We start from the raw sequence: 17,067 nt of genomic DNA on the forward strand, positions 1-17,067 counted from the left end.
CACTTGGACGCAAGCAACAAGGTGCAGCAATGAACACCCCTTTGGGCGTAATCCTCGCAGGCGGCCTCGCCACCCGTATGGGCGGCGGCGACAAGGGTCTGTTGCAGATCGGGGGGCAAAGCCTGCTGTCTCATGTCATTGACCGGTTCGGCCCGCAGGTAGACGGTCTGGCGCTGAACGCCAATGGCGACCCCGAACGGTTCGCCGATCTGAACCTGCCGGTTCTGCCCGATACCATCGAAGGTTTCGCCGGGCCTTTGGCGGGTGTGCTGGCGGGGCTCGACTGGGCTGCTAAGCAAGGCGCCTACAGCATAGTCACAGCCGCCGCTGACACGCCGTTTTTTCCACGCGATCTTGTGGCACGGCTGACCGACGCTGCCCAAGGGCAAACACATCCTCTGGTGCTGGCCACCACGCCGCGCACCGGGGATGAAGCTCTAAAGTCCGGCGGCGGCAAGCGGGTCAACAGGCATCCGACATTTGGGCTCTGGCCTGTCGCCCTGCGCGATGATCTGCGGGATGCCTTGAATGACGGGCTGCGCAAGGTTGTGCTGTGGACCGACAAACATGACGGTCGTGAAGCTTTGTTTCCCGCGGAACCTTTCGATCCCTTCTTCAACGTCAACACGCCCGACGATTTGGCGCGGGCGCAAAAGCTGCTGGAACAGGCATGAGGGTCTTCGGCGTCACCGGCTGGAAAAACGCAGGCAAGACCGGCCTAGTGGAGCGGTTAGTGACCGAGATTACCGGGCGCGGCTTCTCAGTTTCGACGGTCAAACATGCCCATCACGCGGTCGATGTCGACCAGACCGGAACCGACAGCTTCCGCCATCGAGAAGCCGGTGCGTCCGAGGTGCTGTTGGCATCCGGCAAGCGCATTGCGGTGATGCAGGAACTGCGCGGCGCACCTGAGCCGCCACTGGCTGATCTTCTGACGCGGCTGCTTCCGGTCGACCTCGTTCTGATCGAAGGGTTCAAACGAGAAAGCCACCCCAAGGTCGAAGCGTTTCGCGCTGAGGCCGGCAATGCGTTAATGGCCGGGGAAAACAGTACGATCCGCGCTGTCGCCAGCGATACGCCCCTGCAGGTACAGGTTCCGGTGTTTGATCTGGACAACACCGCCGCAGTCGCGGATTTCATCTTGAAAGAGGTCGGATTATGACGCCGCCGAACATCACGCCTCCGCCCCTGCGAAACGATTGTTTTGCCTTGCCTGCCGGGGTCAACTGGACACCTGTGGACGACGCGCTGGCCTTGTTGCGATCTCGGTTGACGGTGGTGACTTCGGTCGAAACCGTTCTGATCGGGCAGGCTGTGGGGCGGATACTGGCAGAAGACGGTTTTGCGAAACGTTCAAACCCGCCGCAACCGAACACGGCTGTGGATGGCTATGGATTTTCCGGGTCTGTCTCCGAGGGCCCCCAAGTGATGCCGCTGCAGGATGGGCGCGCTGCGGCTGGTATTCCGTTTGATGGCACGGTGCCACACGGCAAGGCGCTGCGCGTGCTGACCGGCGCAGCGCTGCCTGCTGGTGTGGATACGGTCATACTGGAAGAGGACGTGACCGTTCAGGATGGTCACATCGCCTTTCACGGCCCGTTGAAACTGGGCGCAAATACCCGCAAAGCCGGTGAAGATGTGGCCGAAGGTGACATGGTCCTGCCCGCAGGGCGAAGGCTGACTCCCGCTGATATGGCCCTTCTGTCCGCAACCGGGATTGCCGAGGTTGCGGTACGCAAAACGCTACGCGTTGCGGTGCTCTCGACCGGAGATGAACTGGTTGAACCCGGAGAATCCGCCGGACCCGGTCAGATTTTCGACGCCAACCGTCCGATGCTGTTGTCGATGATCGCGCGGCTGGGCTTTTGTCCGGTGGATTTGGGGCGCGTGTCTGACGACCGGGAAGATTTGCGTGACAGATTGAACAAAGCGGCGGAACAGGCCGACGTCATTCTGACCAGCGGCGGTGCGTCCGCCGGGGATGAAGATCACGTCTCGGCCCTGTTGCGAGAGGCCGGTGCGATGCAAGAGTGGCGGATCGCACTGAAACCAGGCCGCCCATTGGCGTTGGGTATGTGGAACGAAACGCCCGTATTTGGCCTGCCGGGTAATCCCGTCGCTGCCAAAGTCTGTACGTTGATCTTTGCCCGCCCTGCGCTGGGTCTGATGGCGGGCGAAGGCTGGTCTCAGCCGCAGGGGTTCGACCTGCCAGCCAATTTCGAGAAGCGCAAAAAACCGGGGCGGCGCGAGTACTTGCGGGCCCGTGTCCGAGACGGTCGGGTCGAAGTTTTTGCATCGGAAGGCTCGGGTCGTATCAGCGGCCTTAGCTGGGCCGAGGGATTGGTCGAGGTTCAGGATGGCGCATGTCACATCAGGCCGGGCGATCTGGTGCGGTTCATTCCCTATGGCAGCTTTGGGCTGTGATCAATCGAAGGTGCCCGCCACACGTCCCAACAGCATGAACGCACGGGCGGTTCGCGTGTCGCCCAAAGCCGTCAGATCCGCGTCGCTGGCAATCGGTTCAAATTCAACAATCATGTGATCAAAACGGCGCAGGAAATGGTGCACGGCGTCCCGGAATATCGGGTCCTGCTTCATCCGTGCTGCCGTCAGTGCCAGCGAGGACCGGTCCCTGATCCCGCCCAACGCGGCAACCGCGCGGCCGCGTGCGCCCTGAGCAAACTGTCGCCAGATTTCGGGACGCGCCATATCCGGGCGCAGGTCATCCATATAGATGCCTTCCTGGCTCAGCAGGGTAAGCACGTCCTGCGAAGCCTGCACCAGTTGGGCTGTCTTGCGATCCCGTAGCGCCAACCTAAGGGCGTCGAACCCTTCAGCATCATCCTGCGTTTCAGGGAAATTCAGCGCCCGAATGAAGGTATCGGTCGTCAATGGCGGCGCGATATCTTCGGCCGGAGTGCCCAGTTCCAAAGATGTCTGGTCGCCTGTGGCAATAGATGCTTCGCCGCGAATCGGCTCGGTCCGTTTCGACGAAAACGTCGCCAGCGCGGTTTCTGCTTTTTTGGCGGTCTCGGCGATTTCGTCCAGCTTTTTGCTGACACCGGGTTCTTGCAAACTGGCGGCGCGCTGTTGCTGAATCACGTAAGCCTGACGGATCGCATCTATCGCTGTCTGCAGCCGAGCGCTTTCTTCGCGCATGACGCGACTGGCGCGCATCGCCATAGCGGCGACCCAAATCATCGCCACCGGCATGAAAACAGCCAGCAGAGTCACGACGAATCCGCCGCCATCGACCTTGTCGGGAAGCACCAGAAACACAATCGACACGATCAGCCAAACCACGCTAAGCGCGACGGCAACGATCTCGATCTCGGTCACCGAAGGATGCGAAGGCTTATCATATATACCCAAAGGGGTTGGCCGTTCGGGATCTTGTTCGGGATTGGGCTCTGACATGGTCAAGGCTCCGGTCAGGCATACTCGATACTTAGAACTTCATAGGACCGCACACCGCCGGGGGTGCGTACTTCGACACTGTCGCCTTCTTCCTTGCCGATCAATGCCCGCGCGATTGGGGATTTGATATTCAGCAGGCCGTTTTCGATGTTGGCTTCGTATTCGCCAACAATCTGCCAGGTCTTTTCTTCGTCAGTGTCTTCATCCACCAGGGTGACCTTTGCGCCAAATTTGATCGCGCCGTTCAGTTTGGCGGGGTCGATCACATCGGCAAGCGACAGAATGCCTTCCAGCTCTTTGATGCGACCTTCGATGAAGCCCTGCTTTTCTCGGGCCGAATGATACTCGGCATTCTCTTTCAGGTCGCCCAGCTCGCGCGCTGTGGCGATGGCTTCGATGATCGCCGGGCGCTCGACGGACTTGAGGTTTTTGAGCTCCGCCCCAAGCGCGGCATTACCCGCAGGCGTCATTGGAATTTTTTCCATGTTCTTGTCGTCCACGCATAAATTGGTTCGCCCCGCCGCATGAGACACGCGTCGGGGCGATTTGATGGGTCGTCAATTAACTGACCCAAATGAGGCGTGAATTGCAAGGGGGCTTGGTCGCTCAACGCGCGGATTACGGCCTATGATGTTCAGGAAAAGTCTGAATCGCCAATGCTCTGTCGCGCTTCGCGCTCTCGGGGCATTGGCGATGAAGAATCTATCAGGTGTTTCCCAGAACGCCTTAATCGTAGCTAATCACTTCAAATTCGATGTCATTGTCGTCATTGAAATAGAACCGCCGACCCGGTTCATAATCAGCATGGGACTTGGGCGTGAAACCGGCGTCGATCACCTTTTTCTCGGTCGCGTCGATGTCTTCGACCAGAACACCCACATGGTTCAGCCCGCCGACGATGTCATAGCTGCTTTCCCCGGACGGTTGTGGATCGCTGGGCGCGTAAAGGGCCAGATAGGTGTGCTTGGAGCCCACGTGAACCGTGTAGCCGCCCGCAATTGCCGGGCCTTCCCAGCGTGTTTTCCAACCGAACACCTTGTGCATCCACGCAGCCGAGGCCTGCGGGTCGCGAACGGTGAAATTGGTGTGTTCAAGTGTCGCCATCATGGGATCTCCTTCGTGTTTTGAGGCTTGTCCCGACTCACCGTAATTCCTAAACCTAACTTTAGATCAAGGTATTTTTCAGGAGAATGTGATGGCGGCTTCGGAAGGGTTGGCAATTGGCGCATTGGCCCGGCGCACAGGCTTGGCCGTTTCGGCGATCCGGTATTATGAGGCGCAAGGTCTGATATCGCCGTGGCGCAATGCGGGCGGGCAGCGGCGATATCAGCGCGCAGATATCAGACGCCTGAGTTTTGTGATGATCGCACAGCAGTTCGGACTGACCCTGCCCGAGATCCGCGAGGTCCTGTCTGGCCTGCCCGGAAACCGCACGCCAACACCGCAGGATTGGCAGGACATCAGCAAGGGGCTAAGGGCCCATCTGGACCAGCGAATCGATACCCTGAAGCGTTTGCGCGACAATTTGGATGGCTGCATCGGCTGCGGATGTCTAAGCCTGCCGAAATGCGCCCTCTACAACCCGGATGACCGCGCAAAATCCAATGGTAGCGGTCCCAGGTACCTAATGGGGGACTCACCCGAGGCATAACTGCCGCATTGCAGCAAAGTTACGCCGTGTTTTGATTGACCAAGGTGTTTGCGACCATGTAATCAGCCGTGAAACAAAATTGCGCAGAGCATGCAGTGAAAGCGCCAATTCGGAAAGTTAGCTAGGGAGCCCGCGATGGCCGAGATTGAACGCGAAGCGATGGAATACGACGTGGTGATCGTGGGCGCAGGCCCCGCGGGCCTGTCGGCGGCCATCCGTCTGAAACAGCTGGATGCCGACCTGAATGTCGTGGTTCTGGAAAAGGGCTCGGAAGTGGGCGCGCATATCCTGTCGGGCGCGGTTCTGGACCCTTGCGGGCTGGACGCACTGATCCCGGACTGGAAAGAAAAAGGCGCGCCGCTGAACGTGCCGGTACACGAAGACAACTTCTATATGCTGGGCGAGGCGGGCAAGATCCGCATTCCCAACTTCCCGATGCCGCCTCTGATGAACAACCACGGCAACTATATCGTTTCGATGGGCAATGTCTGCCGCTGGATGGCTGAACAGGCGGAAGAGCTGGGCGTGGAAATCTTCCCCGGCATGGCGTGTTCGGAACTGGTTTATGGCGACAATGGCGAAGTCAAAGGCGTCGTCGCCGGTGTCTTCGGCCTAGAGCCTGATGGATCATACGGGCCCCAAACCGAGCCCGGTATGGAACTGCATGGCAAGTACGTCTTCCTGTCGGAAGGTGTGCGCGGTTCGCTGTCCAAGGAAGTGATTGCCAAGTATGACCTCTCTGCTGGCAAAGAGGTGCAGAAATACGGCGTCGGCATGAAAGAGATCTGGGAGATCGACCCGGCTAAGCACAAGGAAGGCTCGGTCACGCACACCATGGGTTGGCCGCTGGGCAGCAACGCGGGCGGCGGGTCATTCATCTACCACCTTGAAAACAATCAGGTCTACGTCGGTTTCGTGGTTCACCTGAACTACAAGAACCCACACCTGTACCCCTACATGGAATTCCAGCGTTTCAAGCACCACCCGATGGTGGCCGAGCTGCTGAAAGGCGGCAAGCGCGTCGCTTACGGCGCCCGTGCGATCACCGAGGGTGGTTATCAGTCAATGCCCAAGCTGGTTGCGCCGGGCGTGGCTCTGTTGGGCTGTTCCGCAGGCATGGTCAACGTGCCGCGCATTAAGGGCAACCACAACGCGATGTTGTCGGGCAAAGCGGCGGCTGAAGCGGCGTTTGACGCCATCAAGGCCGAGCGTTCGGGTGATGAACTGACCGCCTATGAAACCGACGTGCGCGAAGGTGCAATCGGCGCAGACCTGAAGAAGGTGCGCAACGTTAAGCCGCTGTGGTCGAAATACGGCCTGACCGCCAGCCTGATGCTGGGCGGCATGGATATGTGGACTAACACGCTGGGCTTTTCGCTACTGGGCACGCTGGGCCACGGAAAGAATGATGCTGAATCGACCGAAGAGGCCAGCAAGCACAAGCCCATCGATTATCCAAAGCCTGATGGCAAGCTGTCCTTTGATCGTCTGACCAACGTGTCCTTTGCGATGACCAACCATGAGGAAAGTCAGCCTTGCCACCTGAAGCTGGCCGATCCGGAAATCCCGGTCAAAGTAAACATGCCCAAATACGATGAACCGGCGCAGCGCTATTGCCCGGCGGGCGTGTACGAGATGGTCGAGGATGAAGGTGGCGCGCGATTCGTCATCAACTTCCAGAACTGCGTCCACTGCAAAACCTGCGACATCAAGGACCCCAGCCAGAACATCACCTGGACCACGCCGCAGGGCGGGGATGGACCGAACTACCCCAACATGTAAGCGAAAACATGGGCAATGGCGGGGTCGTGAAGGCTCTGCCATTGCCTCTTTCCGGTCAAAGCCCTAGCTTGTTGTCCAGTCAACGATAGCAAGGCAGGATTTTGGTGGCTTCCCTCGTTCGTCGCGCGGCATTTGCCGCGCTGTTAACCTCGTCATTTGCATTCCCGGCGCTGTCGGATTCTGGCTCTGGGTCGTATCTGGCCGGACGTCAGGCGATTTATCAAAGCGACTATATTTCTGCCGAGAAATATTATGCGCAGGCCCTGCGCGCCGACCCCGAAAATGGCAAACTTCTGGAAAACGTCGTCGTAGCGCGTCTTGCATTGGGTGAGATTGAGCGCGCGCTGCCGGTTGCGCAGTCAATTGAGGCGCTCGAACTGCCAAGTCAGGCGGCAAAGATGGTCATCATGGCCAACCTGATCGACGACGGAAAGCTGGATGAGCTGCTTGCACGTGATCCTGAAACTCAAGGCGTTGGGCCATTAGTGGATGGTTTGGTTCTGGGTTGGGTCTATGTGGCGCAAGGTGCCATGACCAAAGCGATGGAAAAGTTCGAGGAAGTCGGCACCCAGGAGGGGCTTCTGGAATTCGCGCTTTACCACAAGGCGTTGGCGCTGGCGTCGATTGGTGACTTCGAAGGGGCCGAAGAGATTTTTGCGGCAAACAACGGAGCGGTGTCGCGGTTCTCGCGCCGTGCGGCCTTGGCCCGGACCGAAGTTTTGTCACAGCTGGACCGCAACGAAGACGCCCTGCAATATCTGAAAGACGTTTTCGCGGCGGGCAGGGACCCATCCATCGAAGGTTACGTGGCGCGTTTGAAGGCGGGTGAAACGTTGCCGTTTACACACATACAGTCGGCGCAGGACGGCATGGCTGAAGTGTTCTTTTCTGTTGGTGCTGCGCTCAGCAGTGAGGCGTCACAGGACTATGTACTTCTCTATGCCCGGATTGCCGCGTTCCTGCGCCCGGACCACGTGGACGCAATCCTACTAAGCGCCGAGTTGCTGGATGCACTGGAACAATATGACCTGGCCGTCGAAGCCTATCGCACGGTGCCGTCCACCAGTAGCGATTACCACGCGGCCGAGTTGGGCCGGGCCGAGGTTCTGAGCCGTTCGGGAAAAACGGACGCTGCGGCCGAAGTTTTGCAGAACCTCGCGGCGCAAAGCCCCAGCCTGCCCAGTGTGCATGTGGCCCTGGCTGATCTGCAACGGCGGCAAGAAAACTATGTCGATGCCGTTGGTACCTATGACACTGCTATCGAACTGACCGAGCAGGGTGTCAGCGGCAACTGGTTTTTGTATTACGCCCGCGGTATCTCGCATGAGCGTCTCAAGCACTGGGAAGCGGCTGAGGCCGATTTCCGTCGCGCGCTGGAACTGAACCCCGATCAGCCACAGGTTCTGAACTATTTGGGCTACTCGCTGGTCGAACGGCAGGAAAAGCTGGACGAAGCACTGAACATGATCGAACGCGCTGTCGCGGCGCGCCCTGACAGCGGCTATATTGTCGACAGCCTTGGGTGGGTCCTGTTCCGACTGGGCCGCTATGACGAAGCCGTCGCGCATATGGAGCGCGCGGTCGAACTGATGCCGGTTGATCCTGTGGTAAACGACCACCTTGGCGACGTCTATTGGGCCGTGGGCCGCGCGCGCGAAGCTGAATTTCAGTGGAAGCGTGCTCTGTCCTTTGTTGATCCAGACGACACGGATGGTGAGGCCGACCCCGAGCGCATTCGTCGCAAGATTGAGGTGGGTCTGGACGCAGTCTTGGCCGAAGAAGGCGCCGATCCATTGAAAGTCGCCAATGGCAATTGAGGGTTTCGCGCCCGCCAAGATCAACCTGACCCTGCATGTGATCGGCCGACGCGATGATGGGTATCATCTGCTGGACTCTCTCGTCGTGTTTGCGGATGTCGGTGACACGCTGGAATTCACGCCGGGGCCGGAGCTGTCGATGTCAATCGCCGGTGAACACGCCAAGGGCGTTCCGGCGGACGACAGAAATCTGGTCTGGAAAGCCGCCGCCGCCGCTGGATGGATCGGGCATATCAACCTTAACAAAGCGTTGCCCCACGGTGGTGGCATTGGCGGCGGATCATCCGACGCCGCGGCGACACTGTGCATGATCGCAGATCAGGGTGTGGCTATCCCCAGCGAAACTGTCCTGACCCTTGGTGCGGATGTGCCGGTTTGCATGATGGCAAGGGCCACCCGGATGCGTGGCATCGGCGAGCGGTTGCAGCCGGTCTCAATGCCGCAATTGCCAGCGCTTTTGGTCAATCCTGGTGTCGAAGTCCCAACCGGCGCCGTATTCTCTGCCTTGCAGAGCCGCGACAACCCGCCAATGCCTGATGAAATCCCGGTCTTTGAAACGCCCAAGGCATGCGCGGATTGGGTGCAGGAACAACGCAATGACTTGGAGCCACCGACAAAGGGCATCGCACCCGAGGTTGCCCGGGTGCTGGATGATCTGTCGGATACGAAAGATGTTCTGCTGGCTCGGATGTCAGGTTCGGGTTCGACCTGTTTTGCGCTCTACCCAACCATGAAAGCCGCCCATTTTGCAGCCTACGAGATTGGCGCGGCGCACCCCGATTGGTGGTGCCGCGCCACGCAGCTTAATTGAGGCGCGAAACCACGTAGTCGGCCAGATCGCGCAGCAGCGACCGGATCTCGTGATCGGGCAGCGCGTCCAGCGCGGTCTTGGCTTTGGTGGCCCAGCCAAACGCATCCGACCGTGTTGCGTCCAGCGTGCCGTATTTGTTCATCAGGCTCAGCGCATGGTCCAGATCACCGTCTTCCTGGCGACCGCGGCCAATTGTACGCTCCCAAAAGGCGTGCTCTTCCGGGGTGGCCTGTGCGATGGCCTTGATGACAGGCAAGGTCAATTTGCGCTCGCGGAAGTCGTCGCCGACATTCTTTCCGGTCGCCTTGCTGTCCCCCTGATAATCCAGCAGGTCATCGGCAATTTGGAACGCAATTCCCAGCGCATCGCCGTATTCGTATAGCGCCTTAACCTGATCCTCAGCCGCGCCAGCAATTACGCCGCCCACCTCGGTCGCGGCGGAAAACAGCGCGGCGGTCTTGCCGCGCACGACCTGCAGGTAAATGGCCTCGGTAGTGCCCAGATCGGTGGCTGCGGTCATCTGCAGCACTTCGCCCTCGGCGATGGTGGCCGAGGCATTGGCCAGAATGTCCAGCACACGCAGCGACCCGGTCTCAACCATCAGTTGGAAACTGCGGGAAAACAAGTAGTCGCCGACCAGAACGCTGGATTTATTGTCCCACAACAGGTTCGCTGTGGGGCGGCCGCGCCGCTGGGCGCTTTCATCAACGACATCGTCGTGCAACAGGGTCGCGGTATGAATAAATTCGACTGTCGCGGCCAGTCGCACGTGATGATCACCCGGATAGCCAAACATCCGGGCTGCCGCCAGCGTAAGCATTGGGCGCAGACGCTTGCCGCCTGCTTCAACCAGATGCGCTGTCACTTCCGGGATGCGCGGTGCGTGCTCCGAGGCCATGCGCGTACGGATCAACTGGTTTACAGCGTCCATTTCGCCGACCAGAATCTCTGCCAGTCGCTCATGCGGTTTCGAGATCGTGTCGATGTTCATCACTCTCCTGATACAAGGCTCGACTTCCGCCTTGCCTTGCCCTTACATCCATCCCCATGAAAGAACTTTTGCGCAGCACCGATCCGACGATTCTGGCCTTTGCTTCCGCCCTTCTTGAGGGCGAGGATATAGACTGCTTTCAGATGGACGTAAATATGAGCATCCTCGAAGGAGGCATAGGAATCTTTCCGCGCCGCCTGATGGTGCGAACCGATGACCTGACCCGCGCAGAACGGGTAATGCGTGACAACGAAATCCCGCTGGGCAGATGAGCCTGTTTTCCGATAGTGAATTGACCCAAAATGATTTTCTGGGCGGGCGCGTGCAATTGTTGCAGCCGCGCGCAGGGTATCGCGCGGGGGTTGACCCGGTTCTGCTGGCAGCGGCGGTCCCGGCGACACGTGGTCACACCGTGTTGGAACTGGGCTGTGGCGCGGGTGCCGCGATCCTGTGCCTGCTGGCGCGCGTGCCGGGTCTGCAGGCCGTTGGGGTCGAGTTACAGGCAAGCTATGCAGAATTGGCGCGCCGAAACGCTGCTGAAAATGCCGCGCCGATGGAGGTTGTCGAGGCCGACCTCAGCGAATTGCCAGCCACGCTCAAACAACGGCAATTCGATCATGTAATCGCAAACCCGCCTTATTACCGTGCTGGCGCGCATAGCCCGGCCGATGACACGGGGCGTAGTATTGCGTTGGGTGAGCAAACGCCTTTGGAGGCGTGGATTGACTGCGCGGCCAAGCGCCTCGCGCCTCGCGGGTACTTGCATATGATCCAGAAAGCCAACCGTCTTCCCGACATATTGATGGCATGCGAAGGGCGGCTGGGATCGGTCGAAATCCTGCCACTGGCCGCCAGAGCCGGTCGCAAGGCAGAATTGGTAATTTTACGGGCCAGAAAGGGCGGCCGCGCCGATTTTAAGTTGCATGCGTCAGTCGTTTTACACGACGGGGATCGGCACGAACGTGATGGGGAAAGCTATACGCCACAGGTCTCAGACGTGTTGCGCAAAGGGGCCTCGTTGCCGGGGTTTTCTGATCAATAGGCATTAACCAGCCGAATTTGTCGGATTTATTACAGATTCTGTGCGTCTGCGGCGTGACAGGCTGGAAACGATGTGGTCAACTTCTTACGTGAACCTGAGACACCAACGAAGGAGTATCGCCATGAGCGTGAGCGCACATCTGACCGAACTGAAGAAAAAGCACGAAAACCTCGGTCTTGAAGTTGAACAAGCCCAACGCGCGCCAGGCATCGATGATCTCCATATCGCTCAACTCAAGAAACAAAAACTAAGGCTAAAAGAAGAGATCGAACGCCTGTCAGCCTAGGACTTCATACTCGCCCGCGCGGCTATGGCCGCGCCGCCAGTAATCAATAGCGCCGCGATCGCCAGACCCCAGGACGGGGCGGCGATCCCGGCCACAACCAAAGCCAGCGTAGACAACAAGGGTGCCGCGTATGACGCCGTCCCCAAGAGCTGTATGTCGCCCTGTTTAACCCCGATATCCCAGACATAGAACGCCAACCCCACCGGCCCCAGGCCCAGTGCGATCACGGACGCCCAGCTAAAGGCACTGTCAGGCCAGACGGTATCTTCGACAGCAAGGTGCAGCACACCGGATGCTATGGCGGTCGCAATACAGAAAACGGCGACAGAGCTGGTTGGCGTATCGCCCAGCCGACGCGACAGGACCGAGTATCCGGACCACGTCAACGCGCATAACAAGGCCAAGGCGTAGCCGGGCAGGTGGTCGATCTGAAACCCAATGCTGCCACCTCCGGCGATGATCACGGCTGCCCCTGCAAACCCCAGACATGCGCCGAACAAATGTCCGATTCGCAGGTGTTCGCCCGGCAAAAGTCCGGAAAACAACACGATGAGCAATGGCCAGAGATATGCGATCAGACCCGCCTCGGCCGCCGGGGCCATGCGCAGGGCTGAGAAATACAGCGCGTGATAGCCGAACAACCCGATTGTGCCGAACAGATAGGTGGTCCACGGCACGTCCCGCAATTGCCGCAACCCACCGCTGCGCCAGGTCCAGATCAGGCCAAGTGTTCCACCAATAGAAAAGCAGATTGCATTCAGCAACAGTGGCGGCGTGGGGGATGACCCGACGGTGAACAAGGCCAGCAGCGACCACAGCAAGACGGCGGCAAACCCGATGGCTGTAGCGCGCGATTTGGTCATAGGCTTTGAACCTCTTGGACCGGGATGATGTTGAATTCGTCCGAAATATGCGCGGTCTTTTCAATTTCGGCCATGAACCAGTCGCGGAAAGCGGCGATTTGGGGCCTGTTTTCTGCACCTGGCAAGCACAGAAACCGAAACCGGCCTTGTGTTTCGATAGCCGTTTTGAACGGAGCAACAAGACGTCCCTCGGTAAGGTCCTTCAAGATCATAGCCCGGCGACCCAGTACCACGCCCACGCCCGCAACAGCAGCATCAATTGCGTGGTCTGCGTTCGAAAAATGCGCCCCATGCGTTGGGGCATAATCCACTCCGACCGCGCGAAACCAGGTCGGCCAATCGCTGGGCGGTTGCAGGAACGCAATCGAATCGTCAAAGATCAATGGTGCGTCCCGCAGGCTGTCGGGGGTGGGGAATTGCTCGGCCAGATCTGGTGTCATCACCGGGGTCAGCCATTCCTTGCGAACCGGCAGGGAATACAATCCTTCATCCCCACCGTAGCCAAATCGAATGGCGACATCCACGTCATCACGTTCAAGATCCATGATCCGCAACGTTGCCGAGAATTTCAGGTCAATCTCGGGATGCGCCCGTGCAAATTCATACAGGCGCGGTGCCAGCCACTTGGCTGTCAGCGCCGGGCCTGCTGTCACGGTCAGCGAGGTATCGTTGCCCTGCCGGCGCGCAGCTTGCCACGCCATCTGCAGTGCGGCGAATCCTTCGGCCGCGCCGGGGGCAAGGGCGCGTCCGGCCTCGGTCAGCTCAACCGCCCGGTTCAAGCGGTGAAACAAGGGCCGGCCCAGATGTTCCTCCAGTGATTTGATCTGGAAAGACAGGGCTGCCGGGGTCACGCGTAACTCCTCTGCGGCTTTGGCAAAGGACATGTGGCGTGCTGCGGCGTCGAAGGCACGCAGGGCGGTTAGCGGAGGAAGGTAATCGCTCATCAATACGCAAGAATATCTTAACTGAAACTCAAAGAAAGCTCGTTTGTCGCCTTTCTTGATAAGGCGCATATTGGGTTCAAGTCAAACACAGCTGAACTGAAAGGATGACTGCCATGATCGAAATGACAACCAACCCCGCAGCTGCCCGCGCCTTTCAGCGGGCCCATGCTGAACGTGGCAAGATGATCAAACACGCCCTTATGTGGCTATTCGGTTCCCGCTGAGCGCAGCGCGCGCGCTCTTACGGGATAAAAAAGGGCCGGTCCGAAATGGACCGGCCCGTTGTCTTTTCTACGCTTCAGATCAGACGAAGAATTGCGCACCGTTGGCCGAGATGGTCGAGCCATTGATGAACTGAGAATCGTCGGATGCCAGGAACGCCACGCAGCGCGCGATTTCTTCGGGCTCACCCAGGCGACCTGCTGGGATCTGGCCGATAATGGATTCGCGGACTTTTTCAGGAACAGCCATCACCATCTCGGTTGCGATATAGCCGGGGCAGATCGCGTTGGCGGTAATGCCTGCACGCGCGCCTTCCTGCGCCAGCGATTTCACGATGCCCAGATCGCCTGCTTTGGTCGCGGCATAGTTCACCTGAGCGAACTGGCCCTTCTGACCATTGATCGAGCTGATGACGATGACGCGGCCGAACTTACGCTCGCGCATGCCGTTCCAGACAGGGTGCACTGTGTTAAACACGCCGGTCAGGTTGGTGTCGATTACCTGGTGCCACTGTTCGGGGGTCATCTTGTGGAAGGGTGCGTCGCGAGTGATGCCCGCGTTTGCAACCACGATGTCGATCGCGCCAACCTCGGCTTCGACTTTTTCAATTCCGGCTTTGGATTCGTCATAATCAGCGACGTTCCACTTGTAGGTGGCGATGCCGGTCTCTTCGGTGAACTTCGCGGCGGCTTCGTCGTTCCCCGCATAGGTGGCTGCAACATTGTACCCTTCGGCCTTGAGCGCCTTGGAAATTGCTGCGCCGATGCCGCGGGAGCCGCCGGTAACGAGTGCTGTACGTGCCATTTAGGAATCCTCCAATTAAAGTCGTCTTGGTAATGCTGTTACTTTGAGAGGTGATCGTGCGCAATATTGTTTCGTCATGATTTTCTAAATTCCGCGTGGCAATATCGTCGCATCTTTGGGTTAAGGCCCCAATGTAACAAAAAAGGGCGCCCAAGGGACGCCCTTTTCTATTCGCTTGTCAAAGCACTTAGTCGCGCTCCACGCACAGGGCGACGCCCATGCCGCCGCCGATGCAGAGAGTGGCGAGACCTTTCTTCGCGTCGCGGCGTTTCATTTCGAAGAGCAGCGTGTTCAGAACGCGGCAGCCCGAAGCGCCGATCGGGTGACCGATGGCAATGGCGCCGCCGTTCACGTTCACGATCGACGGATCCCAGCCCATGTCCTTATTCACGGCGCAGGCCTGTGCGGCAAACGCTTCGTTCGCCTCGACCAGATCCAGATCGTCAACGGACCAGCCCGCTTTTTCCAGCGCTTTGCGCGAAGCGTAGATCGGGCCTACGCCCATGATCGACGGGTCCAGACCGGCGGTTGCATAGGATGCGATACGGCCCAGTGGCTCGATTCCGCGCTTTTCAGCATTTTCGGCGGACATTAGCAGGGTCGCCGCCGCGCCGTCATTCAGGCCGGATGCGTTTGCGGCCGTGACCGAACCGTCCTTTGCGAAGGCCGGACGCAGCTTTGCCATCGCTTCCATGGTGGCGCCGTGGCGGATGTATTCGTCAGCGTCCATCACGATGTCGCCCTTGCGGGTCTTGATGGTGAAGGGCGTGATTTCGTCGGCGAACTTGCCAGCCTTTTGCGCGGCTTCAGCCTTGTTCTGCGAGGCGACGGCGAATTCGTCCTGCATGTCACGGCTGATCTGCCATTTCTCGGCGACGTTCTCAGCGGTCTGGCCCATGTGATAGCCATTGAACGCATCCCACAGGCCATCGCGGATCATCGTGTCGATGTATTTCATGTCGCCCATCTTTTGACCGGCACGCAGAGCGGCGGCGTGGGGCGAAAGAGTCATGTTCTCTTGTCCACCGGCAGCAACGATCTCGGCGTCGCCCAGTTGGATGTGCTGAGCACCCAGAGCCACGGCGCGCAGGCCCGAGCCGCAAACCTGATTGATACCCCAGGCTGCGCTTTCCTGCGGCAGACCAGCGTTGATATGTGCCTGACGGGCGGGGTTCTGACCCTGAGCTGCCGTCAGCACCTGTCCCAGTATGGTTTCGCTGACTTCGCCCTTTTCCACGCCTGCGCGTTCTACTACGGCCTCCAGTACGGCGGCCCCAAGATCATGCGCGGGTGTGTTTGCAAACGAGCCGCCAAAGCTGCCCACTCCGGTGCGCGCGGCGGATGCGATTACTACGTTGGTCATTTAGACAATCCTTTACCGTCAAGGTCCTGCGGGATATTCGACGGCGCGGATCGCACAGAGACAACTCTGTGGCAGTAAGAGCGCCTCATGTTCCCCGCTCCAACTCCACATGGCATAGCGCAACGCTGCAGTTGCAGCAACGGTCAGCTTGCCTCAGGTCGGGCGTGGACCGGATAAATCACTCTAACTGGCTGTATGTTTGCGCTTTTCCGCCTTCCACGGGGCGGAAACGGTAGGGGCGCCAAACAGGAACCCCTGCAGGCAGTCGACGCCGTTGGCAATTAGGAATTCGGCATCCTTCTGTGTTTCGACTGATTCGGCGGTCACCAGAATCTCGAATTCTCGCGCCACGGCGATCAGGGCCCGTACCAAAGCCTGATTGTCCCGATTTTCGCCGATTCCGTGGATGAACTGGCCGTCGATCTTGGCAGCATCAAAGAAAAACTCGCGAAAATTGCGAAAGCTGAAATTGCTGGCCCCAAAGTCGTCAAGCGCAAAGGCGATGCCGCGCGGCTGCAGCCGGTCCATGAAATCGATCACCAGCTCAGGCACCGTCATAGCCGAGCTTTCTGAGATTTCCAAAATCAGCCTTTCGCCAATATTGGGGTCTTTCTTCAGAAACCGCTCCAGCACACGTGACCATCGCGCGTAACCGATCGAACGGGCAGACATGTTGATGGACAGGCGAATGTCGGGGTTTTTGGTCAGCGTCCGCAATCCCATTTCAAGCGCGACACAGTCCAGTTCGCGCCCGATTGGAGTGTTTTCCAGTTGTGGCATGAACTCGCGCGCGGGGATGACCCGACCGGTTTCATCCAGCACCCTGATGAACCCTTCGTAGAAGGCGACGCCATGCGACCTGTTCGCTTGCATCACAGGTTGAAAGGCCAGTTTGCACTGTTTGTGCTTCACCGCCTCGGTCGCCATTTCAATCGTCGAGGCATCGCGGGATTTGACCGCCGCGTTCAAGGGGCTGTCCCCACCTTCGGGCAAATCTGCCAGTACCTTCTTCCGCATATGCAACCCGTTTCCTTCAACGCCGCCGGTCCGGTGACAATTTCAGAGGAAAGGTAT

19 protein-coding genes are annotated in these 17,067 nt (G+C 58.9%); 10 read left to right on the forward strand and 9 right to left on the reverse strand.

The features are described 5' to 3' along the window. Window positions 1–29 precede the first annotated feature (29 nt). Genes mobA through AC2FIS_RS11355 form a run of 3 tightly spaced genes read left to right on the forward strand, consistent with a single transcriptional unit; the run spans window position 30 to window position 2,424 of the window. Window positions 30–674: a molybdenum cofactor guanylyltransferase MobA gene (mobA, locus tag AC2FIS_RS11345; RefSeq protein WP_282120084.1), complete on the forward strand. Its 645-nt coding sequence runs from the start codon at window positions 30–32 to the stop codon at window positions 672–674. Then, complete coding sequence (mobB, locus tag AC2FIS_RS11350) at window positions 671–1,162, forward strand: molybdopterin-guanine dinucleotide biosynthesis protein B (protein WP_496773429.1); 492 nt, start codon at window positions 671–673, stop codon at window positions 1,160–1,162. The genes mobA and mobB overlap by 4 nt, the downstream gene beginning before the upstream one ends. Next, entirely contained in the window at window positions 1,159–2,424 is a 1,266-nt protein-coding gene (locus tag AC2FIS_RS11355; RefSeq protein ID WP_496773430.1) for a molybdenum cofactor synthesis domain-containing protein, read from the forward strand. The genes mobB and AC2FIS_RS11355 overlap by 4 nt, the downstream gene beginning before the upstream one ends. Here the strand turns inward: AC2FIS_RS11355 and AC2FIS_RS11360 are convergent, their stop codons facing one another. From AC2FIS_RS11360 to AC2FIS_RS11370, 3 genes are all read right to left on the reverse strand, one after another. Continuing rightward, a complete protein-coding gene (locus AC2FIS_RS11360; RefSeq protein WP_496773431.1) occupies window positions 2,425–3,417 on the reverse strand; it encodes a hypothetical protein in 993 nt (330 codons plus the stop codon). Window positions 3,418–3,431: 14 nt separating this feature from the next. Continuing rightward, entirely contained in the window at window positions 3,432–3,902 is a 471-nt protein-coding gene (gene greA, locus AC2FIS_RS11365) for a transcription elongation factor GreA (protein ID WP_058278909.1), read from the reverse strand. A gap of 241 nt (window positions 3,903–4,143) precedes the next feature. Then, a complete protein-coding gene (locus AC2FIS_RS11370; RefSeq protein ID WP_496722902.1) occupies window positions 4,144–4,524 on the reverse strand; it encodes a VOC family protein in 381 nt (126 codons plus the stop codon). 88 nt (window positions 4,525–4,612) lie between these two features. On the opposite strand from AC2FIS_RS11370, the gene soxR reads away from it, so the two are divergent. The 4 genes from soxR (at window position 4,613) to AC2FIS_RS11390 (ending at window position 9,478) form a co-directional block, all read left to right on the forward strand. Continuing rightward, window positions 4,613–5,068 (forward strand): redox-sensitive transcriptional activator SoxR, encoded by a 456-nt coding sequence (soxR, locus tag AC2FIS_RS11375; RefSeq protein WP_496773432.1) that lies wholly within the window; start codon window positions 4,613–4,615, stop codon window positions 5,066–5,068. 135 nt (window positions 5,069–5,203) lie between these two features. Beyond that, entirely contained in the window at window positions 5,204–6,850 is a 1,647-nt protein-coding gene (locus AC2FIS_RS11380) for an electron transfer flavoprotein-ubiquinone oxidoreductase (protein ID WP_496773433.1), read from the forward strand. Window positions 6,851–6,954: 104 nt separating this feature from the next. After that, window positions 6,955–8,667, forward strand: coding sequence for a tetratricopeptide repeat protein (locus AC2FIS_RS11385; protein ID WP_496773434.1), 1,713 nt, complete (start codon window positions 6,955–6,957; stop codon window positions 8,665–8,667). Continuing rightward, on the forward strand, window positions 8,657–9,478 hold the full coding sequence (locus AC2FIS_RS11390; protein ID WP_496773435.1) for a 4-(cytidine 5'-diphospho)-2-C-methyl-D-erythritol kinase: 822 nt from the start codon (window positions 8,657–8,659) through the stop codon (window positions 9,476–9,478). The genes AC2FIS_RS11385 and AC2FIS_RS11390 overlap by 11 nt, the downstream gene beginning before the upstream one ends. On the opposite strand, the gene AC2FIS_RS11395 is transcribed toward AC2FIS_RS11390, so the two are convergent. Beyond that, window positions 9,471–10,469, reverse strand: a complete 999-nt coding sequence (locus AC2FIS_RS11395) for a polyprenyl synthetase family protein (protein WP_496722909.1) — start codon at window positions 10,467–10,469, stop codon at window positions 9,471–9,473. The two genes, AC2FIS_RS11390 and AC2FIS_RS11395, sit on opposite strands and share 8 nt — an antisense overlap. Window positions 10,470–10,525: 56 nt before the next feature. Between AC2FIS_RS11395 and AC2FIS_RS11400 the strand changes: the two genes are divergently transcribed. The 3 genes from AC2FIS_RS11400 to AC2FIS_RS11410 all read left to right on the forward strand — a co-directional run bounded on the left by AC2FIS_RS11400 (window position 10,526) and on the right by AC2FIS_RS11410 (window position 11,797). Continuing rightward, on the forward strand, window positions 10,526–10,741 hold the full coding sequence (locus AC2FIS_RS11400) for a putative signal transducing protein (protein WP_120632374.1): 216 nt from the start codon (window positions 10,526–10,528) through the stop codon (window positions 10,739–10,741). Beyond that, window positions 10,738–11,511: a tRNA1(Val) (adenine(37)-N6)-methyltransferase gene (locus AC2FIS_RS11405; RefSeq protein WP_496773437.1), complete on the forward strand. Its 774-nt coding sequence runs from the start codon at window positions 10,738–10,740 to the stop codon at window positions 11,509–11,511. The genes AC2FIS_RS11400 and AC2FIS_RS11405 overlap by 4 nt, the downstream gene beginning before the upstream one ends. Window positions 11,512–11,632: 121 nt before the next feature. Then, the gene (locus AC2FIS_RS11410; protein WP_282152494.1) at window positions 11,633–11,797 is read left to right on the forward strand and encodes a YdcH family protein; all 165 of its coding nucleotides are present in this window, start codon (window positions 11,633–11,635) and stop codon (window positions 11,795–11,797) included. Here AC2FIS_RS11410 and yddG read toward each other — a convergent pair. From yddG to AC2FIS_RS11435, 5 genes are all read right to left on the reverse strand, one after another. After that, window positions 11,794–12,660 carry an aromatic amino acid exporter YddG gene (yddG, locus tag AC2FIS_RS11415; RefSeq protein WP_496773438.1) on the reverse strand — a complete coding sequence of 289 codons (867 nt, stop codon included), beginning with the start codon at window positions 12,658–12,660 and terminating at the stop codon, window positions 11,794–11,796. The two genes, AC2FIS_RS11410 and yddG, sit on opposite strands and share 4 nt — an antisense overlap. After that, window positions 12,657–13,604, reverse strand: coding sequence for a transcriptional regulator GcvA (locus tag AC2FIS_RS11420; protein ID WP_282169821.1), 948 nt, complete (start codon window positions 13,602–13,604; stop codon window positions 12,657–12,659). The genes yddG and AC2FIS_RS11420 overlap by 4 nt, the downstream gene beginning before the upstream one ends. Before the next feature lie 303 nt (window positions 13,605–13,907). Further along, window positions 13,908–14,630 carry an acetoacetyl-CoA reductase gene (gene phbB, locus AC2FIS_RS11425; RefSeq protein ID WP_109312925.1) on the reverse strand — a complete coding sequence of 241 codons (723 nt, stop codon included), beginning with the start codon at window positions 14,628–14,630 and terminating at the stop codon, window positions 13,908–13,910. 187 nt (window positions 14,631–14,817) lie between these two features. After that, complete coding sequence (locus AC2FIS_RS11430) at window positions 14,818–15,993, reverse strand: acetyl-CoA C-acetyltransferase (RefSeq protein ID WP_109312924.1); 1,176 nt, start codon at window positions 15,991–15,993, stop codon at window positions 14,818–14,820. Window positions 15,994–16,176: 183 nt separating this feature from the next. Beyond that, the gene (locus AC2FIS_RS11435) at window positions 16,177–17,010 is read right to left on the reverse strand and encodes an EAL domain-containing protein (protein WP_496773439.1); all 834 of its coding nucleotides are present in this window, start codon (window positions 17,008–17,010) and stop codon (window positions 16,177–16,179) included. Window positions 17,011–17,067: the final 57 nt, after the last annotated feature.

Source organism: Ruegeria sp. CDSB113 (assembly GCF_059611045.1).